At 72.8% G+C, this 20,167-nt stretch carries 20 protein-coding genes; 6 read left to right on the forward strand and 14 right to left on the reverse strand.

The genetic code is table 11. The features are described from left to right. Positions 1-65: 65 nt before the first annotated feature. On the reverse strand, positions 66-638 hold the full coding sequence (locus tag IEV65_RS08155) for a hypothetical protein (RefSeq protein WP_188429720.1): 573 nt from the start codon (positions 636-638) through the stop codon (positions 66-68). Next, positions 635-2,566, reverse strand: a complete 1,932-nt coding sequence (gene dnaG, locus IEV65_RS08160) for a DNA primase (protein ID WP_188429722.1) — start codon at positions 2,564-2,566, stop codon at positions 635-637. The genes IEV65_RS08155 and dnaG overlap by 4 nt, the downstream gene beginning before the upstream one ends. A gap of 159 nt (positions 2,567-2,725) precedes the next feature. Between dnaG and IEV65_RS08165 the strand changes: the two genes are divergently transcribed. Beyond that, positions 2,726-4,234: a DHA2 family efflux MFS transporter permease subunit gene (locus tag IEV65_RS08165; protein ID WP_188429724.1), complete on the forward strand. Its 1,509-nt coding sequence runs from the start codon at positions 2,726-2,728 to the stop codon at positions 4,232-4,234. Positions 4,235-4,239: 5 nt separating this feature from the next. Then, positions 4,240-5,205 carry a non-homologous end-joining DNA ligase gene (ligD, locus tag IEV65_RS08170; RefSeq protein ID WP_188429726.1) on the forward strand — a complete coding sequence of 322 codons (966 nt, stop codon included), beginning with the start codon at positions 4,240-4,242 and terminating at the stop codon, positions 5,203-5,205. A gap of 15 nt (positions 5,206-5,220) precedes the next feature. Here ligD and IEV65_RS08175 read toward each other — a convergent pair whose 3' ends face one another. The 5 genes from IEV65_RS08175 to IEV65_RS08195 are packed head-to-tail and all read right to left on the reverse strand — an operon-like array spanning position 5,221 to position 10,557. Continuing rightward, a complete protein-coding gene (locus tag IEV65_RS08175; RefSeq protein ID WP_188429728.1) occupies positions 5,221-6,561 on the reverse strand; it encodes an AMIN-like domain-containing (lipo)protein in 1,341 nt (446 codons plus the stop codon). Further along, positions 6,558-7,103: a SigE family RNA polymerase sigma factor gene (locus IEV65_RS08180; RefSeq protein ID WP_229735094.1), complete on the reverse strand. Its 546-nt coding sequence runs from the start codon at positions 7,101-7,103 to the stop codon at positions 6,558-6,560. The genes IEV65_RS08175 and IEV65_RS08180 overlap by 4 nt, the downstream gene beginning before the upstream one ends. Before the next feature lie 31 nt (positions 7,104-7,134). After that, positions 7,135-8,271 carry a hypothetical protein gene (locus tag IEV65_RS08185; RefSeq protein ID WP_188429730.1) on the reverse strand — a complete coding sequence of 379 codons (1,137 nt, stop codon included), beginning with the start codon at positions 8,269-8,271 and terminating at the stop codon, positions 7,135-7,137. Then, on the reverse strand, positions 8,268-9,290 hold the full coding sequence (locus IEV65_RS08190; protein WP_188429732.1) for a nitronate monooxygenase: 1,023 nt from the start codon (positions 9,288-9,290) through the stop codon (positions 8,268-8,270). The genes IEV65_RS08185 and IEV65_RS08190 overlap by 4 nt, the downstream gene beginning before the upstream one ends. Then, entirely contained in the window at positions 9,277-10,557 is a 1,281-nt protein-coding gene (locus IEV65_RS08195) for a deoxyguanosinetriphosphate triphosphohydrolase (RefSeq protein ID WP_229735095.1), read from the reverse strand. Before IEV65_RS08195 ends, IEV65_RS08190 begins: the two co-directional genes overlap by 14 nt. Before the next feature lie 49 nt (positions 10,558-10,606). Between IEV65_RS08195 and IEV65_RS08200 the strand changes: the two genes are divergently transcribed. Continuing rightward, positions 10,607-11,401, forward strand: a complete 795-nt coding sequence (locus IEV65_RS08200) for an MOSC domain-containing protein (RefSeq protein ID WP_188429734.1) — start codon at positions 10,607-10,609, stop codon at positions 11,399-11,401. Here the strand turns inward: IEV65_RS08200 and IEV65_RS08205 are convergent. Then, positions 11,395-12,009, reverse strand: coding sequence for a hypothetical protein (locus IEV65_RS08205; protein ID WP_188429736.1), 615 nt, complete (start codon positions 12,007-12,009; stop codon positions 11,395-11,397). The genes IEV65_RS08200 and IEV65_RS08205 overlap by 7 nt on opposite strands. Further along, positions 12,009-12,275, reverse strand: a complete 267-nt coding sequence (locus IEV65_RS08210) for a DUF2277 domain-containing protein (RefSeq protein ID WP_188429738.1) — start codon at positions 12,273-12,275, stop codon at positions 12,009-12,011. The genes IEV65_RS08205 and IEV65_RS08210 overlap by 1 nt, the downstream gene beginning before the upstream one ends. Before the next feature lie 39 nt (positions 12,276-12,314). On the opposite strand from IEV65_RS08210, the gene IEV65_RS08215 reads away from it, so the two are divergent. Further along, entirely contained in the window at positions 12,315-13,184 is an 870-nt protein-coding gene (locus tag IEV65_RS08215; RefSeq protein WP_188429739.1) for a sulfurtransferase, read from the forward strand. Positions 13,185-13,223: 39 nt separating this feature from the next. Here the strand turns inward: IEV65_RS08215 and IEV65_RS08220 are convergent, their stop codons facing one another. The 3 genes from IEV65_RS08220 to IEV65_RS08230 all read right to left on the reverse strand — a co-directional run bounded on the left by IEV65_RS08220 (position 13,224) and on the right by IEV65_RS08230 (position 15,976). Next, complete coding sequence (locus IEV65_RS08220) at positions 13,224-13,748, reverse strand: type 1 glutamine amidotransferase domain-containing protein (protein WP_188429741.1); 525 nt, start codon at positions 13,746-13,748, stop codon at positions 13,224-13,226. 72 nt (positions 13,749-13,820) lie between these two features. After that, a complete protein-coding gene (gene dusB, locus IEV65_RS08225; RefSeq protein ID WP_188429743.1) occupies positions 13,821-15,029 on the reverse strand; it encodes a tRNA dihydrouridine synthase DusB in 1,209 nt (402 codons plus the stop codon). Then, complete coding sequence (locus IEV65_RS08230; RefSeq protein ID WP_188429745.1) at positions 15,026-15,976, reverse strand: LysR family transcriptional regulator ArgP; 951 nt, start codon at positions 15,974-15,976, stop codon at positions 15,026-15,028. The genes dusB and IEV65_RS08230 overlap by 4 nt, the downstream gene beginning before the upstream one ends. Positions 15,977-16,055: 79 nt before the next feature. Here IEV65_RS08230 and IEV65_RS08235 point away from each other — a divergent pair, with 79 nt between their 5' ends. Continuing rightward, on the forward strand, positions 16,056-16,670 hold the full coding sequence (locus IEV65_RS08235) for a LysE/ArgO family amino acid transporter (protein ID WP_229735096.1): 615 nt from the start codon (positions 16,056-16,058) through the stop codon (positions 16,668-16,670). A 65-nt stretch (positions 16,671-16,735) separates the two neighbouring features. Here IEV65_RS08235 and IEV65_RS08240 read toward each other — a convergent pair whose 3' ends face one another. Beyond that, the gene (locus tag IEV65_RS08240) at positions 16,736-18,247 is read right to left on the reverse strand and encodes an alanine/glycine:cation symporter family protein (protein WP_188429747.1); all 1,512 of its coding nucleotides are present in this window, start codon (positions 18,245-18,247) and stop codon (positions 16,736-16,738) included. A gap of 93 nt (positions 18,248-18,340) precedes the next feature. Then, complete coding sequence (locus IEV65_RS08245; protein WP_188429749.1) at positions 18,341-19,741, reverse strand: glycine--tRNA ligase; 1,401 nt, start codon at positions 19,739-19,741, stop codon at positions 18,341-18,343. Between the two features lie 57 nt (positions 19,742-19,798). Here IEV65_RS08245 and IEV65_RS08250 point away from each other — a divergent pair, with 57 nt between their 5' ends. Further along, positions 19,799-20,128, forward strand: a complete 330-nt coding sequence (locus IEV65_RS08250; protein WP_188429751.1) for a DUF6703 family protein — start codon at positions 19,799-19,801, stop codon at positions 20,126-20,128. Positions 20,129-20,167: the final 39 nt, after the last annotated feature.

Here is a 20,167-nt window from a genome sequence, read left to right on the forward strand (position 1 = left end):
AGACTGTAGCAAAGGGTCGGCCCGCCGCTGAAATCCGGCCCGACGAGGTCTCAAGTCCTTCCGGTTCAGGGCGTGGGGTCCATGCCCACCTGGCCCCGCAGCTCCTGCCGCGCCAGGAGCACCTGCTCCGCGAGCGCCACGTCGTCCTGCCGACTCCCCCGGCCCAGCAGCACCTGCTCGACGAGCTCGCGGGTGCGCAGGTCGTTGCGGACCGTCACCCGCGCCGACCGTCGCGGGCCCAGGTCCACGACCCGCGCGAGGACCACGCTGGCCGAGGTCCGCTCGCGGAACACCTCCGGCACCATGCCAGGCCCGGTCAGCCGCTGAAGGGACCACTGCCGGCCCTCGATGCCGTCCACGAACGAGGCAGCGAGCATCCACGTCTCCGGGTTCCAGGCGCCCGCGTCCACCTCGTGCCAGGGTCGCTCCAGCTGCGTCTCCCCGCCCTCGGTCCGCTCCAGCAGCCGCCAGGTCGTCAGCAGCAGCCAGTGGCCCGTCGCGTCCTCCTGGGCGCTGGCGAGCAGCTGCTCGCCGCGACCGAGCTGCGCCCGAGCACCCTGAGGCACGTCGTCAGCCGACCGCTCCGGCTTGGTCACCACCGGCTCACCCTCGGCCCCACGTCGCCTGAACATGCTCATCCGTCCGTCCTTCCGTCCTTGAGCGCAGCGAACCGCCGCTGCAGCAGCATGAGCTCCTCCGAGAGGCGGCGCGCCTCCGGGGAGCCGGGGCCCGCGCGGCGCGCTGCCCCCATCGTCTGTGCGATCTGGTGCTCGAGCCCGGCGAGGCGCACCCTCTGCACCAACGAGTCGACATACGTCTCGGGGGGCAGGCCCGAGAGGGGGTCCAGCCGCGTGGGCAGCGGCGCCACCGCCAGCTCGTGGACCAGCGGCTGCACGAGGGGCGGGGTCTGGGACACGACCGCCTGGTTCCACCGGGTGGCGCTCATCGACGCAGCCGCTCGCACCCCGCCGACCTGGCGCAGCGCGTGCCACACCGCCTGGTGCATCGGGGCCCGCAGCTGGTCCGGACCCAGCTCGTCCATGTCCTCGGCGATGATGGCCAGGGGATACTGCAGCGCGACCTGCAGCAGGTTGCGCTCGGCCATCTGCACCGGGTCGGTCAGGTCGGGCCTGGGCACCGGCGGATGCCGCTCCTCGGCCTGCTCCTGCTCCGCCGCGCGACCGGTCGCCCGCTCGCGAGCACCACGGTCCTCGGAGTGGAGCGCCCGGTTGACCTCGACGGTGAGCGCCTGCGGGTCGACGCCCATCCAGCCGGCCACGTCGCGGACATACTCCGGCCGCAGGGTCGCGTCCTTGATCCCGGCCAGGATCGGCGCGACGGCACGCATCGCCTGGACGCGCTCCCCGGCCAGGCCCAGGTCGTAGGGCGCGAGGGTCGTCCGCACGGCGAACTCGAACATCGGCTGCGCGGAGTCGACGAGAGCCCGCACCGCATCCTCCCCCTCCCTCAGCCACAGGTCGTTGGGGTCCTGGCCGTCGGCCGCCACGGCCACGAAGCTCTGCGCCGCCCACCGGTGGTCCTGCTCGAACGCCTTCATCGCGGCCTTCTGACCAGCGGCGTCGCCGTCGAAGGTGAAGATGACCCGCGCCGGGGCCCGGCCGGGCTCGTCCCGCAGCATGCGCCGCAGGATCGCGATGTGGTCGGTCCCGAAGGCCGTGCCGCAGGTGGCGACCGCCGTGCCGACACCGGACAGGTGCGCCGCCATCACGTCGGTGTAGCCCTCGACCACGACCGCCCGCCGCTCGGTGGAGATCGCCTTCTTGGCCAGGTCCAGCCCGTAGAGCACGCCGGTCTTCTTGTAGATCGGGGTCTCGGCGGTGTTGAGGTACTTCGCGGCGATCCGATCGTCGTCGTAGAGCCGCCGGGCGCCGAAGCCGACCGTGTCGCCGGCGATGGAGCGGATCGGCCACATCACCCGTCCCCGGAAGCGGTCGTAGAGACCGCGGCCACCCTTCGCCGACAGCCCGCCGACGACGAGCTCCTCCTCGGTGAACCCCTTCGCGCGCAGGTGGTCGGTGAGCGCCTGGCCGGACTGCGGGGAGTAGCCCACCATGAACTGCGCGGCGTGCTTGCCGTTGAAACCCTTGTCGTGCAGGAAGACCCGGGCAACCCGACCCTCGTGGCTCTGCAGGAGCGCCTGGTGGTAGAACTCCTCGGCCACCCGGTGCGCCTCCATCAGCCGGGTCCGCTGCCCGACCGGCACCTGGGGACCCTCGCGCCCGCCCGGGCCGGCGGACTCGTCATACCGCAGCACGATCCCGAGGCGGTCGGCGAGCCGCTCCACGGCCTCGGAGAAGGTCAGGTGGTCGATCTTGGAGACGAAGTCGATGACGTCCCCGCCCTCACCGCAGCCGAAGCAGTGGAAGTAGCCCACCGCGGGGCGCACCGTGAACGACGGTGTCTTCTCGTCGTGGAAGGGGCACAGGCCCTTGAGCGTGCCCACTCCCCCGCCGCGCAGGTTCACGCCGGCACCGCGCACCACCTCGTCGATCGAGGCGCGCTCCTTGACGGTCTGGACGTCCTCGCCCCGGATGCGACGGGCCACAGGCACCTCCGTTTCAGCGGTCAACCGGTTGTGGGAAGGAGTCTAGGTCTGTCAGCGTTGGACCTTCGGCCCTGTCCACATCCGGGGCCCTTCGAGCACCTCGACGTCGAGATGCGCCCTCACCGATGAACGCCGACGACGATCAAGGTCAGACTCCCCATGACACAGCCCCCCGCGCACGCAGCGCCGGCCCCGGAGGCCCTCTCGCCCTCGACCCTGACCGTGCTGAGGACGCTGACCGTCGCGGCCTTCGTCGTCATCCTCAACGAGACGGTGCTGGTCAACGCCCTGCCCCCGCTCATGGACTCCCTCCACGTCGACGAGCGCGCGGTCCAGTGGCTGTCGACGGGCTTCATGCTGACCCTGGCCGTGGTCATCCCCACGACCGGGTGGTTGCTCCAGCGGCTGGGCACGCGGGGCGCGTTCCGGCTGGCGATGTCGCTCTTCCTGCTCGGGACGACGATCAACCTGCTGGCGCCGACCTTCACCATCCTGCTCATCGGCCGCGTGGTCCAGGCCAGCGGCACCGCCGTGATGATGCCGCTGCTCATGACCACCCTGCTCACCCTGGTCCCGCCGAACGCGCGCGGTCGCGTGATGGGCAACGTGACCCTCGCGATGTCGGTGGCTCCGGCCCTCGGCCCGGCCGTCTCCGGGATCGTCCTGCAGTTCCTCGGCTGGCGCTGGCTGTTCGCCCTGGTGCTGCCGATCGCCCTGGCCGTCTTCCTGCTCGGCTCCCGCGGCCTGCGCGCCGCCGGCATCCCGGAACCGTCCGGACCCCGCCCACGCCTGGACGGCCTCAGCGTGCTGCTCTCCGCGGTCGGGTTCGGCGCCCTCGTCTACGGCCTGGCCGAGGTGGGCGGCGCAGGATCGCGGTCCGGCTCGGCACCCCTCTCGCCCGCACCGATCGCCCTCGTCGTCGGCGCCCTGGGTCTGGCGCTCTTCGTCTGGCGCCAGCTGTCCCTGCAGCGCCGCAGCACCCCGCTGCTGGACCTGCGGGTCCTCTCCCACCGCCCGTATGCCGTGGCCGTCGCCCTCTGCTCGGTCGCCTTCATGGCCCTGATGGGGGTGATGATCCTGCTGCCGCTCTACCTGCAGAACGTCCGCGGGCTGTCGGTGCTCCAGACCGGCCTGCTCCTGATGCCTGGCGGGCTCGCCATGGGCCTGATGGGCCCGAGGGTCGGCCGGTGGTTCGACCGGATCGGTGCCCGGCGGCTGGTCATCCCGGGTGCGTTCATGGTCCTCGTGGCGCTGGCAGGCCTCGTCGCCTCCACGCTCGGAGCGCCCTGGTGGAGCTTCCTGCTGTGCCACGTCGTGGCCAGCATCGGCCTGGCGCTGATGTTCACGCCGATGTTCACCGGCGGCCTGGCCTCGCTCCCGCCGCACCTCTACCCCTTCGGCAGCGCCATGATCGGCAGCGTCCAGCAGGTCGCGGCGGCCGCGGGCACGGCCCTGTCGATCGCCGTGCTGTCCTGGCGGCAGTCCGCGATCCTGGCTGACGGCGCCCCGGCGGTCGAGGCTCTCGACGGCGGAGTCCGGGCGGCGCTGGTCGTGGGCGTCGTGCTCGCGGTGGTGGTCGCCGGGATCGCCCTGCTGGTGCGTGACCCCGCACCTGAGGCCCGCGACGAGGACGAGCAGGAGCGCCATACCGCAGCCTCGCTAGGCTGAGCCGCATGGCCAGGGCAAGCAGTCCCGCGACCGAGCTCGAGGTCGGCGGGCGGACGGTGCGGATCAGCAACCCTGACCGGGTCTACTTCCCGGAGCTGGGTCTGACCAAGCTCGACCTGGCGCAGTACTACGTGGCCGTCGGCGACGGCATCGTCAACGCCCTCCGGGAGCGCCCGTGCATGATGCACCGCTTCCCGGAGGGCATCGCCGGCGAGCGCGTCCACCAGAAGCGCCTCCCGCACGGGGCCCCCGACTGGATGGAGACCGTCCGCATCACCTTCCCACGGTGGAACCGCACCGCGGACGAGCTCTGCGTGACCGAGCTCGCCCAGGTGATCTGGTCGGTGCAGATGTCGTGCGTGGAGTTCCACCCGTGGAACAGCCGGCGAGGCCACGTCGAGCAGCCCGACGAGTGGCGGATCGACCTCGACCCCGGGGACGACTGCGACTTCGCCACCGTGCGGCGGGTCTGCGGCATCGCCCGGGAGGTCCTCGACGAGCTCGGCGCGACGGGCTGGCCCAAGACCACCGGCAGCAAGGGCATCCACGTCTACGTCCGGATCCCGCCCGAGCACGGTTTCGCCGACGTGCGCCGGGCCGCGCTCGCGTTCGCCCGCGAGGTCGAGCGGCGCACCGACGAGGCCACCACGACGTGGTGGCGCAAGGACCGTGACCCGCGCAAGGTCTTCGTCGACTTCAACCAGAACGCCCGCGACCACACCATCGCGGCCGCCTACTCCGTGCGCGCCACCCCCGACGCACGGGTGTCCGCTCCGCTGCGCTGGGACGAGGTGGCCGACTGCGACCCCGCCGACTTCACGATGCTCACCATGCCCGCCAGGTATGCCGAGCTCGGCGACCTGCACGCCGGGATCGACGACGCCGTCTTCGACATCGCACCGCTGCTGGAGTGGGCCGAGCGCGACGAGGCCGCGGGCGAGGAGACGCCGGAGGAGCCGGAGCCGGCCTGAGCTCTGGCCGCCGGATCACCCACCGGTCTCGACGTCGACCACCAACCGCGCGGGGTCCTGCAGCAGGAAGACGCGGTAGGGGCGCCGCTCACCGCTCATCCCGACGAACAGCTGCAGCTGCCCCTCGAACGGTGGCGTCCTGATCACCTCGACGACCGCCCCGAGCGTGTGGGTGTCGAGCCCGAAGTCACCGCCGTCGTAGACCGGGTCACCCGGCTCCGGGTAGGCCATGCCGGACACGACGACCTCGAGGACCGAGTCCCCCGCCACCCCTGCCGGGAGTCCGGACCCGTCACGCAGGGGCTCGTCCGGGTATGCCGCGCGCCAGGTGGGCGTGCCCGTCCCGGTGAGGTCGAGGACCACCCTGTCAAAGCCGTCGTGGCGACCCGCCCGGACCGTGGGGGCGAACAGCTCTCCCCCGCCCCCGGGCCAGCCCTGGCTGACCACCGGCTCACCCGGGTCCGTGAACCCGGGCAGCTGAGCATCGGTGTCGGGCTCGTCGGTCGAGGTCCCTCCGCTCGTCGGCTCGTCCGAGGAGGTGTCGGGCGACGGCTCGTCCGTGGACGGCACCGGCGTCGTGGGCTCGTCCGTGCCCGGGGCCGTCGTCTCGGCGGGGTCGGCGGTGAGCGCCGGTGCCTCGACCGAGACGAGCAGCCACTCGTCGTCCCCCACCACGCGCAGGAAGCCGCCCCCTCCGAGCGCGTCGATCCAGAAGTCCTCGGACCGCTGGGCGGCGGCCGGGCAGCCCTGGTCGTCGGTCCCGAGGCCACCGGCCGCGAACCGCCCGTCCCCAGCCAGGGACAGCTCCTCCTGGAACCAGCCGCCCCCGCAGTCGTCCGCCACGAAGCCCCAGCCGGCCACCGTCTGACCGTCACCGAAGCGCAGCTCGGTGCTGCCAGGGTCCGCCCCGACGATCTCCCCCGCCGACCGGTCGTCCTCCCAGAGCTGGTCGACCAGCGTCCACGTGGTGCCGTCGAGCTCTCCCGCGGTGGGCACCCGCGGCTCGCCGGCATCCGCGAGGGACCCGTCCGGCACCGACCCCGCACCCGCGGCCGCGAAGACGAAGGTCGTGTAGCCGTCCGGCACCGCCGCGACCGTCGGCTCTGGCCCGGTGGCACCGCCCAGGAGCCCGCTCTGCCAGACGGCGGCCACCGCCGCGACCCCGGCCGCTCCTGCGAGCAGCGCCGCTCCGGCACGCTTGCGGCCGCGGCGTCGTCGACCAGCCGTCCAGTGTGCGTGCACGTCGTGATCCGGGTCGAAGTGCAGGCTGGCGGCCCGCTCGAGCGCCTCGCGCACGTCCGCGAGGTCGGCCGCCTCGTCACGCGACGGGACCGTGGCACCGTGCCGGTCGATCATGGCCTGTCCTCCTCGTCCGCCTGCTGGACCCGTCTCGTCTCGAGCTCGGCGCGCATCCGCGTCACCGCCTGGTGGGACAGGCTCTTGACCGTCCCGGTGGCCACCCCCATCACCTGGGCGGTCTGCGCCTCGGTGAGGTCCTCGAAGTAGCGCAGCACGAGGGCCGCCCGCTGGCGGGGCGGGAGCAGCCGCAGCACGTCGTGGACCTCCGCGTCCCGCGCGCGGACGTCGCTGCCGTCGTCGACGCCGGGGTCCGGGAGGAAGGCGGTGGTGGTCTCGCGCCGGGACCGGCGCCACCACGAGACCCGCCGTCTGTAGATGACCCGCCGCACGAAGGCGTCGGGGTGGTCCACCGACTCCCACCGCTCGGCCAGGGCGATGAGGGCCTCCTGGACCAGGTCCTCGGCGAGCGCCGCGTCCCCGCAGAGCAGGTACGCGGCGCGCAGGAGACTGCCCCGACGGGCATGGACGAACTCGCTGTAGGCGGGGTCGGTCGTGACCACGTCCCCCTCCTTCGCGAGATCGATGACGATGCTGCTCACACCAGCATGTCGCACGGGGGCCCGAAAGGGTTCAGGACCGGCCGCTGCCGTCGCCGACGAACGCGGGATAGCCCGGCAGCTCGGACGCGGCCGTGCCCCAGGTGCGCGCAGCCCACGTGGCGGCCTCCTCGCACGCCCTCGCCACGTCGGGCAGGTCGGCCCTGCACTCCGCCGCCACCCGGCGCCAGCGCGACGCGAGCAGGGGTCGGGCACGCGGCCCGAGGCGTCCGTCCGGCGCGATGCCCCGGTCCTCCAGCGCCGCGTCCATCAGCCAGCCGGTGGCGCTGAGCACCCAGGCGGCGACCGCCTCCCGCACCTGACGCGCCCACGCCGGGTCCTTCGCCAGCCCCGGCAGCTGCTGCTCGGCGCTGGAGGTGAAGGCCTCCAGCATGGCGACGGTCAGCCCCGCGGGCGGCCGGAAGACACACCAGCACGTCGAGAAGGGCTCGGCGGCGTAGGCCGCCTCGTAGGCCAGGTGGCGGACGCCGGCCCCCTCGAGGTCCAGGAACCGCACCCCGCCAGGGGTGAGGACCGCGTTGTCGGGGCAGGCGTCCCCGGGCCCCAGGACGTGCCGAGCCGTGTCCCGCTCGAGCCGCTCCACCGCGTCGAGGAGCTCTGCCCTGGCGGCCGCGGCGGAGCGGGAGCCGGTCACCTCGGCGAGTCGTTCCAGCCCGCGCCGGGGGAAGTCGGCCCGCGCGCGCCGGTCCTCGGCGACCGCAGGGCCGAGACGGTCCCGTGCTGCCGCGAGCAGAGCGGGGTCTGCCCGGACGGTGCCGCCCAGGGCGGCGGCCCACTCCACGATCTGCCAGTATGCCGTCGCGCTCGCCTGCGGGGAGGCGTCGGCCAGGAGGACGTCGGCGAGCGTCGGCTCGGCCCCCAGGTCCTCCATCACCACGGTCCGGGTGCCGTCGTCGGCCGCCAGCAGGCGCGGTGCGCCAGGGAGCAGCTGGAGCCCCACCCGCTCGCGCTCGTAGCCCATCGCCGCCCCGCGGCCCGGCGGTTGCGGCAGGAAGCGCTTGACCACCACGGACGTCCCCCAGTCGTCGGGGCCCTCAAGGACGGTGTGCCGGTGGACCTGCGAGCGCGCGGACCCGCCCAGGTCCGTCCCCGGGCCGAGCCGGACCCCACGCGGCAGGACCTGGTCCGGCACCGCGCGGGCGGTGCTCACCGGCCGAGCCCCCCGACGATGTCTGCTGCCGGTGCTTCCTGGCAGGCTCTCCAGCCGACGCCCGCCCACACGTGGATCCCGTGCACGTCCCCGGCCGCAGCGGCGGCAGCTCGCACGGGCTTGCTGACCTGGTCGACGACGGGGAAGGCTCGGGGGGCGAGCGCGGCATACCGGTCGACGAAGCGGTTGCGGACCGCCCCGGCGACGCGCCCGGTGAAGGCGCGGGTGGTGACCCGTTCGGTCAGGTCGGGGTGCCGGAGCGCGGCACGGTAGGTCGGCGAGGCACCGGACTCGGTGGCCAGCAGCAGCGCCGTGCCCACCTGGACCGCGGCGGCCCCGGCCTCGCGCGCGCGGCCGACGTCACCCGGCGTGGTCACCCCTCCGGCTGCGAGGAGGGGCAGCGCGGTGAGCGGACGGATCGTCTCGAGCAGGCCGAGGTGGTCGACCACCTCGGGCTCGACCTGCGGGTCGTGGCTGCCGCGGTGCCCTCCCGCCTCGTGGCCCTGCAGGACCAGCACGTCCGCACCGGCCGCCTCCGCCGCCACCGCCTCGCTGGCGCTGGAGACGGTCACGTGCACCTCGCTGCCGGCCCGACGCCAGCGCTCGACGATGTCGGCGCCCGGGACGCCGAAGGTGCACGAGACCACGGCGGGGGCCAACGTCTCCACGAGCGCCACCTTGTCCGCCCAGTGGTCGGTGTCGCCCCAGACCGGCAGCCCCGGCTCGACACCGAGCTCTCTCGCCAGGGGGGCCAGCGCCTCGCTGTAGGCCGCCACCTCCCCCTCGTGGCGCTCCCGGTCGACGCGGTGCGGGACGAAGAGGTTGACGCCGAAGGGGCGGTCCGTCAGGTCACGGGTGTGGACGAGGTCGGCCGCCAGCTGCTCAGGGGTCCGGTAGCCGGCCGCCAGCATCCCCAGCCCGCCGGCGTCGCTCACCGCGGCCACGAGGAGCGGGCTGCTCACGCCACCGGCCATCGGCGCCCCGACCACGGGCAGGTCGAGGAGGTCAAGCACGCCCATGGGACACCTCCGGGCGGGCCCAGGTCGCCAGCGCCCGCGCGTCGGACAGGCTGGCCACCTGGTCCACGACGGCCCGCAGGGCACCCGCGTCGTCGGCCGCGGCGTCGTGGGCCTCCTGATGGATCGGGTCCATCAGGCTGGGGTCGTCGCGGAACCGCTCGACGAGCGAGGCGATCACCTCGCGCTCGTGGTCCATCACCTGGCGTCGCTCCTCGCTGAGCATGACGAAGTGGGCCGCGACGGCCTTCAGGGCGGCCGCCCGGGCGCGGACGTCGTCCGGCACGACGAGGTCGGCGGCGTAGCGGCTCAGCATCCCGGCACCGTATCGCTCACGCGTCGCGCGCTCGACGGTGTGGACGAAGTGCCCGATCAGCCGGGAGGTCATGTCCTTCAGCGCCGCGAGGTCGTGCCGGGTGCCGTCGTGGGTCTGCGGCACCCAGCCGGAGCCGAGCACCTGACGCAGGCCCTCGCGCAGCTGCTCGGCCGGCAGGTCCGGGGCGTACCACGCGTGCGCGACGGCCACGACCTCGTCCTGCTCGACCGTCGAGCGCAGCGCTGCCGGGTCCACCCGCCCGGAGGCGATGGCGTCCTCCACGTCGTGGACGCAGTAGGCGACGTCGTCGGCCCAGTCCATGACCTGGGCCTCGAGGCAGCGCCGGTGGGGCTGCCCAGGCGGGCTGCCCTCGCGCATCCACGCGAAGACGTCGGCGTCATCGGCATACACGCCGAACTTGCGGCCGCCGTGGGGGTGGTCGCCCCGCGACCACGGATACTTCGTGGCCGCGTCGAGACTGGCGCGCGTGAGGTTGAGCCCGGCGGACCGCCCGTCGGCGTGGCAGCGCTTGGCCTCGAGGCGGGTGAGGACACGCAGGGTCTGGGCGTTGCCCTCGAACCCGCCGATGCCGGCGGCCAGCTCGGCCAGGACCGCCTCGCCGTTGTGACCGAAGGGCGGGTGGCCGATGTCGTGGGCCAGGCACGCGGTGTCGACGAGATCAGCGTCGCACCCGAGCGCCGCGCCGAACTCGCGGCCGATCTGGGCCACCTCGAGGGAGTGCGTGAGCCGGTTGCGCACGAAGTCGTCGCTCGTGGGCTGCACGACCTGGGTGGTGGCGGCCAGCCGGCGCAGCGCGGCGGAGTGCAGCACCCGGGCCCGGTCACGCGCGAAGTCGTGCCGGTCCGACCGCTTCTGGGCGGGGTCCTCGGCGACCCAGCGCTCCCGGTCGGTGTCGGCGTAGCCGGGCACGTCGACGCCGGTGGGGGTGCTCACGCCTCGAGGGTATGCCGTGCGGGCGCGCCCCGCGTGCGAGGCTGGCCGGATGCGGATCACCGAGCTGCGTGTCTACCCGGTCAAGTCGTTCGCCGGCGACCCCGTGGAGGAGGCGGTCGTGGAGCCGTGGGGTCTGCAGGGCGACCGGCGCTGGGGCCTGGTCGACGATGCGGGCGAGAAGGTCACCGCTCGCGCGGTGCGCGCGATGCTGGGCCTGCGCGCCGAGCAGGTCGACGAGGAGACCGTCCGCATCCACGACAGGCACGGGGGCAGCATCCTGGTCGACACGCCGCTCGGTCTGCCCCCGGTCCCGGTGAGCCACTCCCGCCAGGGCTTCGCCGCGCCGGCCGACGCGGACGTCAGCCGGTGGATCTCCGAGCGGCTCGGCCGACCGGTGCGGCTGGTCTGGCAGGAGGACCCGACGGTGCGTCGGGTCTCCGGCGCGCACGGCGGGCTCGAGGGGGACGTCCTCTCGCTGGCCGACGCTGGCCCCCTGCTGCTCACCTCCGAGACCTCGCTCGCCCGGCTCCAGGAGTGGGTGGGGACCGGACCGGAGCTGGACATGGTGCGGTTCCGGCCCAACGTCGTCATCGACGGGGCGGAGGCGTTCGCGGAGGACACCTGGCGCACCGTCCGTCTGGGCGAGGTGGACTTCCGCGTCACCGAGGTGTGCGACCGGTGCGTCATGACGACGGTCGACCCGGTCACCCTGGAGGGTGGCCCCGAGCCCGTGGCGACGCTCGCCCGGCACCGGCGCTGGGAGGGGAAGACGTGGTTCGGCGTCCGCCTCGTCCCGCTCGGTGAGGGGGTCCTGCGCACCGGCGACGGGGTGATGCCTCAGTGACCGCCCTGCTCCGTCTCGGTCGCCCTGTCTGCCGTGCCGAGCTCGGCGCCGCGGTCGAGCCCGCTCCGCCCGCGCAGCAGGTCCGCCAGGCGACGCGCGCCCCGGCCGACGACCGGCCCGAGCGGGCGGACGGCCACGTCACGGTAGCCACCGAGGTCCAGACCCGCCTGCCGCTCGAAGACGCTGCGCGCCGCCCGGTCCCCCGTCCGCAGCCACGACCACGCCATCGACGCGACGTAGAGCGGGACGAAGGGCAGCCCGAGGCAGTAGGCCCACTGGGTGCTGTGGACCAGCTCATGGCGCATCAGGGTCGGCCGCTGGGCCGCGAGAAGGTCCAGGTCGTGGCGGGTGATGACGACGTCGCCGACCGTGAACGCGCCACCGGCCGGGAAGGTCCAGCGGTAGTAGTCCGCCAGGAAGCTGAGGCCGGGCCCGCGCCGCACACGCGCACCGCCCACCACGGCCACCAGGAGACCGAACGGCGTGGAGAGGTTGACCCAGTTGAGGACGTGCCGCACGCGCGTCCAGGTCGTCCCCGGCCACGCGGTGGGCTCCAGGCTCGGGTGACGCGGCCCCGGGGCCTCGGGGCGCAGGTAGAACCCAGGCATCAGGCGTAGCGCGCCTGGGCCCGGGCACGCGCCTTGGCGGCCTCGGTCTCCCTGTCCTTGGGCGGTGCGGTGGTCACCAGGCTGTCCAGCAGCGTCTGGGTGGCCTCGGCGATCGCGGCGACAGCCACGGCATACGCCTGCTCGTTGGCCTTCGCCGGGCGGCTGGCGCCCGCGACCTTGCGGACGTACTGAAGCGCGGCGTCGTGGACCTCCTGCCGCGTGGCGGGCGGGGCGAAGTTGTTCAGCGGGCGGATGTTGCGGCACATGCCTCCACTCTGCCACCAACCCCGGCTAGGGTCGGGCCTATGCCGATCGAGCCCACCTCGCCCCTGGTCAGCGCCGCCGAGCTCGCCGAGCTCCTCGACGGGCCGCAGGAGAGCCGCCCCACGCTCGTGGACGTCCGGTGGGTGCTCGGCGGGGGCGAGCAGCACAACCGCGAGAGCTACCTCGAGGGTCACCTGCCGGGGGCATCGTTCCTGGACCTCGAGTCGGCGCTCTCGGACCCGGTCACGGCGTCCGGTGCGGGCGGCCGTCACCCGATGCCCTCACCTGAGCGGGTGCAGGAGGGGCTGCGTGCGGCCGGCGTCCGCAGCGGGCGGCCGGTCGTCTTCTACGACGCGCGGGCCTCGCTCGGGGCGGCCCGAGCGTGGTGGGTCGCGAGCTACTTCGGGGTGGAGGCCCACGTGCTGGACGGCGGTCTGGCCGCCTGGCAGGAGGCCGGTCTGCCGGTCGAGTCCGGCCCGGTCGAGGTCCCCCCTGGCGACGTGGTGCTCGAGGCCGGAGGGCGCCCCACCGTGGACGCCATCGGGGTGCAGGACTGGGTGGACCGCGGTGGGCAGCTGCTCGACGCGCGCCCAGCGGACCGCTTCCGCGGGGAGAACGAGACCATCGACCCGGTCGCCGGGCACATCCCGGGAGCCCGCAGCCTGCCTGCGCTCGAGCTGCTCGACGACCACGGACGCTTCCTGCCCGCCAACGCGATCACCGCCCTCATGCACGAGGCCGGCGCGGACCCCGAGCGTGCCTCGGCGGTCTACTGCGGGTCGGGCGTGCAGGCCGCCCACGTGGCACTCGCGCTCGAGGCCGTGGGGCTCCCCACGCCCGCCGTCTACGTCGGCAGCTGGAGCGACTGGATCAGCGGGCCCGACCGCCCCGTGGCGACCGGGCCCGCCTGAGCCTGCTCGCGACCAGCCGAGCCGGGCCGGCCAGGGTCCTCAGCCCGAGAACCGCCGGACGAGCTCGCGGTTGAAGGCCGGGAGGTCCGCCGGGGTGCGGCTGCTGACCAGCCACTCGTCCACGACGACCTCCTCGTCGACCCAGTCCGCACCGGCGTTGCGCAGGTCCGTCCGGAGCGACGGGTAGGACGTCATCCGACGCCCTCGCACCGCGTCCGCGTCGGTGAGGATCCAGGCGCCGTGGCAGATCGCGGCGACCGGCTTGCCCGCGTCGACGATGGCCCTCGTGAGGGCGACGGCGTGATCGTCCATCCGGATCTTGTCGGCGTTGGCGGTCCCACCGGGCAGCACCAGCGCGTCGTAGTCCTCCGCCGAGGCGTCCGCGACGGGCACGTCGATGGCCTGGGTGTGCCCCTTCTTGCCCTCGACCTCGCCGTCCTTGGGCGAGATGAGGTGGGGCGTGCCGCCGGCGTCGACGACCGCCTGCCAGGGACTGGTCAGCTCGCTGTCCTCGAACCCGTCCGTCAGGACGAATGCCACGTTCTTGCCCTCGAGCCCGGCCATGGTCGATCTCCGTTCGTCGGTCGTTGGGGTGAAGCCCTCCCACCCTAACGAGCGCCCCGAGGACTCGCCCGCTCAGCCCGCCGAGACGTCCAGCTCGGCCTGGGCGACGGCCGCCCGCTGGGCGTCGTCGAGCTCGCGCGACTCCAGCCACCGGTCCGGCAGGGCCACGACGCGCGGCGATCCGGCGCGACCCCGCTGACCGTCGGCGCCCTCGCGCGGCCAGGCCTGGTCGAGGTCGAGACCGTCGATGAGACGGTCGAGGTCCTCGAGCGTGTCGACCAGGGCGAGCTGGTGCCGCATCTGGCCACCGACCCGGAAGCCCTTGGTGTACCAGGCGATGTGCTTGCGGATGTCGCGGCACCCCTTGCCCTCGTCGCCGTGGAAGTCGACGAGCAGCTCCGCGTGCCGGCGCAGCACGCGGCATACCTCCTCCAGGGTCGGCTCGACCCGCACCCGGGAGCCGGCGAAGGCGGCGGCCAGGTCGGTGAACAGCCACGGCCGGCCCAGGCAGCCGCGCCCGACCACGACGCCGTCGCAGCCCGTCTCCTCGACCATCCGCAGCGCGTCGTCGGCGGACCAGATGTCGCCGTTGCCCAGGACCGGGATCGAGGTCACCGCGGCCTTGAGCTCGGCGATGCGCGACCAGTCGGCCTGTCCGGAGTAGGCCTGGGCGGCCGTCCGCGCGTGCAGGGCGACGGCCGCCACGCCCTCCCCCTCGGCGATCCGGCCGGCCTCGAGGAAGGTCTCGTGGTCGGCGTCGATGCCCACCCGCATCTTCACCGTGACCGGTATGCCGCCCGCCTCGGCCTCGCGCACGGCGGCGCGGACGATCCCGCGGAAGAGGTCGGTCTTCCAGGGCAGCGCCGAGCCGCCACCCTTGCGGGTGACCTTGGGCACCGGGCAGCCGAAGTTGAGGTCGACGTGATCGGCGCGGTCCTCCTCGACGAGCATCCGCACGGCGGCACCGACCGTCACCGGGTCCACGCCGTAGAGCTGCACGGAGCGCGGCTGCTCCTCGGCGTCGTGCTCGATGAGCTTCATCGAGACCGGGGTCCGCTCCACGAGCGCGCGCGATGTGATCATCTCGCTGACGTAGAGACACCCCGAGCCTCCCACGCCCAGCTCACCGCCGGCCGCGGCCAGGCCCTCGTCGCCGTACTCCCGGCACAGCCGTCGGAAGGCGCGGTTGGTGATGCCGGCCATGGGCGCGAGGACGACCGGGGCGTCGATCGTGTGCGGGCCGATCTGCAGCGGGGGAAGGACGGGAGCGGTGACAGTCATGACCCGTCGATTGTCCCACCGTCGGCGCGCCGCCCCGAATCCGTGCGCCGCAGGGTGCGCGCGGCCTCCTCGGTGACGCAGCGGGTCAGCACGTCCAGGGTGCGCGAGGGCAGCCGCCAGGCGAGCCAGTGCAGGGGGACGTCATGGTGGGGGCGGGGCCCGACCGGCACGAGACGGCCGGCGGACATCTCGCTCTCGGCCCAGTCCTGCGGCACCATCCCCCAGCCCATCCCCAGCCGCACGGCCTCGGCGAACTCCAGGCTCGACGGCACGAACGTCGTGGGCGGGTCGACCTCGCGGCGCGCCCACCTCCGGGCCACGCGGTACTGCATGGTGTCCTTACGGTCGAAACGGACCATCGGGGCGCGGTCCAGGTCTGCCGGCCGCGGCCCGCGGGGCAGCCACCGGGCCGCGAACTCCGGGGTGCAGACCGCGACGTAACGGAGCGCCCCCAGCGGGGTCAGACGGCACCCGGCCACCGGTGTCGGGTCTGCCGTCACGGCCGCGAGGGCCGAGCCGGCGCGCACGAGGTCGCTGGCGTGCTCCTCGTCCTCGCGGACCAGGTCGAGCACGACGCCCAGCTCAGCCTGGGCCTGCGCCAGCGCGGGCAGGATCCAGGTCGCCAGCGAGTCCGCGTTCACGACCACAGGCACCTGCGGGTATGCCGTCACGCCCCGCCCGTCCTCGGCGTCCGGGACGAGCTCGGCCAGGGCGTCGTGGACCAGCAGGTCCCACTGGCCGGCGAGGCGCAGCAGCACCTCCCCCGCCGGCGTGGGCGTGACCGGCTTGGTGCGACTGACCACGACCTGCCCCACCGACCGCTCGAGCGCCTTGACACGCTGGGAGACCGCCGACGGCGTCACGTGCAGCCGGGCGGCCGCCCGCTCGAACGTGCCCTCACGCACCGCGGTGCTGAGGGTGAGGAGCGAGACGGGGTCGAGCGACATACAGCCAGGCTAAGGGTCCGGCAGAATCCTTCATGATTCTGATGCTGGGTGATCCGATCGACGCCTCTACGGTGGTGCCGTGACCGAGCTGACCCTCCTCCTGACCGGGACCCTGACAGGTCTTGGCCTCATCGTCGCCATCGGCGCCCAGAACGCCTACCTGCTCCGCCAGGGGCTGCGCCACCAGCAGGTCGGCCCGCTCGTCGTGTTCTGCGTCCTGGCCGACGCGATCCTGATCGGCCTGGCCGTCCTCGGGATCGGCGCCCTCGTCGCGACCTGGCCGGCTTTTCTCACCATCGCCCGGTGGGGCGGTGGGCTCTTCGTGATCGGCTACGGGCTCCAGGCAGCCTGGCGCGCGATGCACCCGGGCGAGACCCTCGAGGCGGACGGGTCCGCGCGCAGCACCAGCCTGTGGCGGTCTCTGCTCACGATGGCGGCCCTGACCTTCCTCAACCCCCACGTCTACCTCGACGTCACGCTGCTCGGCACCATCGCCTCCACGCACGGCCCGCAGGGCCGCTGGTGGTTCTACGCCGGCACGGTGCTCGGCAGCACGATGTGGTTCACCCTTCTCGGTCTCGGCTCCCGCGCCCTGGCCCCGTTCTTCGCCAGGCCGCGCTCCTGGCAGGTCCTCGACGCGCTCATCGCGGTCGTCATGGTGACCATCGGGCTGGGGCTGATCCTCGGCGGCTGAGCGGACGCACGAAGAGGAGCCGTGGGCTGTACTGCCCACGGCTCCTCTCCAGGGGTGTGCCGGCTTCAGCGGCGCGCGTCGCCCTCCAGGGCGGTGTCGGGGCCGACCGCCAGACGGTCGGCACGCTCCTCCCAGAAGGTGGCGTTCTTGATGCCGAGCGGGCGGGGGTCGAACTGCGGGTCGACGCCCTGCTTCTTCTGCGCCTCGTAGTCCTTGAGGACCTTGATGGCCGGTCCCTGCAGGATGAGGATCGCGATGATGTTGAGCCAGGCCATGAGCCCGACCCCCAGGTCACCGGCCGCCCACGCGTCGTCCGCCGTCGTCAGCGTGCCGTAGGCCACGACGACGAGCACGATCAGCTGCAGGACGCGGTAGGACCAGACGTGCACCGTGTGCGAGCGCCCGCGGAGCAGGTAGGTGAGGTTCACCTCGGCCATGTAGTAGTAGGCCACGATCGTGGTGAAGGCGAAGAACAGCAGCGCCACCGCCACGAAGGTGCCGCCCAGGCCGGGGAAGACGGAGTCCAGGGCGGCCTGCGTGAAGGCGGGGCCCACCTCGACGTCGGCCACCTCGGCCGGGCCCGAGTGGATGACCGCGCCGTCCGCGCTGCCGCCCTCGTGCACGCGGTACATGCCCGTGGACAAAATCATGATCGCGGTGGCGGTGCAGACGAACAGCGTGTCGACGTAGACGGCGAAGGCCTGCGCCAGACCCTGCTTGGCGGGGTGCGAGACCTCGGCGGCGGCAGCCGCGTGGGGGCCGGTGCCCTGGCCGGCCTCGTTGGAGTACAGGCCGCGCTTGACACCCCACATGACCGCCATACCCAGGATGGAGCCGAAGGCGGCGTCCAGGCCGAAGGCGCTGCGGACGATCAGGGCGAACATCGCCGGGACCTCGGTGATGTTGACGAAGAGGATGATGAGCGCGAGCAGGATGTAGGCGATCGCCATGAACGGCACGACCATGCTGGCGAAGACGGCGATGCGCTTGAGACCACCCACGACGATGAAGGCCAGCGCGATCACGACGCCGATCGCCACGATGCGGGGGTCGAGGCCCCAGGCGTTCTCCATCGAGGAGGAGATGCCGTTGGCCTGGACGCCGGGCAGCAGCAGGCCCATCGCGAGCACGGTCACGAAGGCGAACAGCATGCCGTACCAGCGCATGCCCAGACCCTTCTCGATGTAGTAGGCCGGGCCGCCACGGTACTCGCCCTCCTTGTCGCGCTCCTTGTAGACCTGGCCGAGGGAGCACTCGATGAAGGAGGTGGCCGCCCCGAGGAAGGCCATCACCCACATCCAGAAGACGGCACCGGGGCCACCGAAGGCGATCGCGGTCGCGACGCCACCGATGTTGCCCATGCCGACGCGTCCGGCGAGGCTCATCGCCAGGGCCTGGAAGGAGGACACGCCGGCCTCGGACGACTCACCCTTGCGCAGCTGCTCCAGCATGCCCGGGATGTGACGGACCTGGACCAGACGCAGGCGGATGGTGAAGTACAGGCCTGCGGCGAGACAGAGGTAGACGAGCGGGCTGGACCAGACGATGGCGTTGGCGTCGCTCAGGAAGTCAGACATGGACAAGAACCCTCTTCATCGGGGGATGTGCGGGACGACGGCAGTGTGCGGCAGCCGTGGCCTCACGTCAAGGCGCAGCACCGCAGGATCGCCTCAGCAGCCCAGGAGGCGCTGGGCGAGGTAGGCCTCGACCTGGTCGAGCGCGACGCGCTCCTGCGCCATGGTGTCGCGCTCCCGGATGGTCACCGCGTGGTCCTCGAGCGTGTCGAAGTCAACGGTCACGCAGAACGGCGTGCCGATCTCGTCCTGCCTGCGGTAGCGACGTCCGATGGCGCCCGCGTCGTCGAAGTCGACCATCCAGTTCTTGCGGAGGGCGGCTGCGAGGTCACGCGCCTTCGGTGACAGGTCGGCGTTGCGCGACAGCGGCAGGACGGCGACCTTCATCGGCGCCAGCCGGGGGTCGAGGCGCAGCACGGTGCGCTTGTCCACGCCGCCCTTGGCGTTCGGCGCCTCGTCCTCGGTGTAGGCCTCGACGAGGAAGGTCATCAGCGAGCGGGACAGGCCGGCCGCCGGCTCGATGACGTAGGGGGTGTAACGCTCCCCCGTGGTCTGGTCGAAGAAGGACAGGTCGGCGCCCGAGTGCTTCGCGTGGGTCGACAGGTCGAAGTCGGTGCGGTTGGCCACGCCCTCGAGCTCGCCCCACTCGCTCCCGGTGAAGTTGAAGCGGTACTCGATGTCGACGGTGCGCTTGGAGTAGTGCGAGAGCTTCTCCGCGGGGTGCTCGTAGTGGCGCAGGTTGTCGCCGCTGATGCCGAGGTCGGTGTACCACCGAGTGCGCTCGTCGATCCAGTACTGGTGCCACTCCTCGTCCTCGCCCGGCTTGACGAAGAACTCCATCTCCATCTGCTCGAACTCCCGCGTGCGGAAGATGAAGTTGCCCGGCGTGATCTCGTTGCGGAAGCTCTTGCCGGTCTGGGCGATGCCGAACGGCGGCTTCTTGCGGGAGGCCCCCATGACGTTGGCGAAGTTGATGAAGATGCCCTGAGCCGTCTCGGGCCGCAGGTAGTGCAGGCCCGACTCGTCCTCGATGACGCCCAGGTAGGTCTTGAGCATCATGTTGAACTCGCGGGGCTCGGTCCATGCCTTGTTGCCGCAGTTGGGGCAGGTGATGTCCGAGAGGGGCACGTCGTCGGGGTCGACGACCTGGCCCTTCTTGGCGAGCTTGGCCGCGACGCCCTCCTGCAGGTGGTCGGCGCGGAAGCGCTTGTGGCAGGACTGGCACTCGGTCAGCGGGTCCGAAAACTCCCCCACGTGACCGGAGGCGACCCACGTCTGGCGCGGGAGGATGATCGAGGAGTCCAGGCCGACGACGTCGTCGCGCATCTGCACCATGGAGCGCCACCACTGGCGCTTGATGTTCTCCTTGAGCGCCACTCCCAGGGGCCCGTAGTCCCAGGCCGACCTCGTCCCGCCGTAGATCTCCCCGCAGGGGAACACGAAGCCGCGGCGCTTGGCGAGGGAGACGACGAGATCGACGGTGGAGGTCTGAGCCATGGGCGGCAGTCTACGGCCCGTCCGCGGCCCCTCCGGACCCGTCGTTACGCTGGGCTCGTGTCCGATCCCGCCTCCCCCACCGAGCGCACCACGACCACCCCCGGGCCCGTGCGGCGCAGGATCGAGCAGGCGTCCCTGCCGGCCCTGCAGCTGCTGGCCCGTCTGCCGGTCTGGTTGCCCTTCCTCGTCCTTCTCCTGCTGCTGCTCGGGGGTGGGTTCCTCGGGGGCCCCGTCGGCTGGGTCCTCGTGGTCGTCGCCGTGGCGTTCATCCTGTGGCTGCTCTACCTGTCCTGGCCCCGGCTGACCGCGGTCGAGCGAGTCATGCGGGTGGCGGTCCTCGTCCTGTTCGCGGTGGTGACCGTGGTGCAGCTGCTGCCCCGCGGCTGATCGTCCTCGTTTTGACAATCATTCTCATCTTCGACACCA

It is taken from the genome of Ornithinimicrobium tianjinense, from assembly GCF_014636495.1.
In the GTDB taxonomy this organism is placed as follows: domain Bacteria; phylum Actinomycetota; class Actinomycetes; order Actinomycetales; family Dermatophilaceae; genus Ornithinicoccus; species Ornithinicoccus tianjinensis.

What these genes read in the sequence shown, in the direction of transcription:
- IEV65_RS08155 (WP_188429720.1), bottom strand. Translation starts at nt 638, where the DNA reads ATGAGCATGTTCAGGCGACGTGGGGCCGAGGGTGAGCCGGTGGTGACC.
- IEV65_RS08165 (WP_188429724.1), top strand. Translation starts at nt 2,726, where the DNA reads ATGACACAGCCCCCCGCGCACGCAGCGCCGGCCCCGGAGGCCCTCTCG.
- ligD (WP_188429726.1), top strand. Translation starts at nt 4,240, where the DNA reads ATGGCCAGGGCAAGCAGTCCCGCGACCGAGCTCGAGGTCGGCGGGCGG.
- IEV65_RS08175 (WP_188429728.1), bottom strand. Translation starts at nt 6,561, where the DNA reads ATGATCGACCGGCACGGTGCCACGGTCCCGTCGCGTGACGAGGCGGCC.
- IEV65_RS08190 (WP_188429732.1), bottom strand. Translation starts at nt 9,290, where the DNA reads ATGGGCGTGCTTGACCTCCTCGACCTGCCCGTGGTCGGGGCGCCGATG.
- IEV65_RS08200 (WP_188429734.1), top strand. Translation starts at nt 10,607, where the DNA reads ATGCGGATCACCGAGCTGCGTGTCTACCCGGTCAAGTCGTTCGCCGGC.
- IEV65_RS08205 (WP_188429736.1), bottom strand. Translation starts at nt 12,009, where the DNA reads ATGCCTGGGTTCTACCTGCGCCCCGAGGCCCCGGGGCCGCGTCACCCG.
- IEV65_RS08210 (WP_188429738.1), bottom strand. Translation starts at nt 12,275, where the DNA reads ATGTGCCGCAACATCCGCCCGCTGAACAACTTCGCCCCGCCCGCCACG.
- IEV65_RS08215 (WP_188429739.1), top strand. Translation starts at nt 12,315, where the DNA reads ATGCCGATCGAGCCCACCTCGCCCCTGGTCAGCGCCGCCGAGCTCGCC.
- IEV65_RS08220 (WP_188429741.1), bottom strand. Translation starts at nt 13,748, where the DNA reads ATGGCCGGGCTCGAGGGCAAGAACGTGGCATTCGTCCTGACGGACGGG.
- dusB (WP_188429743.1), bottom strand. Translation starts at nt 15,029, where the DNA reads ATGACTGTCACCGCTCCCGTCCTTCCCCCGCTGCAGATCGGCCCGCAC.
- IEV65_RS08230 (WP_188429745.1), bottom strand. Translation starts at nt 15,976, where the DNA reads ATGTCGCTCGACCCCGTCTCGCTCCTCACCCTCAGCACCGCGGTGCGT.
- IEV65_RS08240 (WP_188429747.1), bottom strand. Translation starts at nt 18,247, where the DNA reads ATGTCTGACTTCCTGAGCGACGCCAACGCCATCGTCTGGTCCAGCCCG.
- IEV65_RS08245 (WP_188429749.1), bottom strand. Translation starts at nt 19,741, where the DNA reads ATGGCTCAGACCTCCACCGTCGATCTCGTCGTCTCCCTCGCCAAGCGC.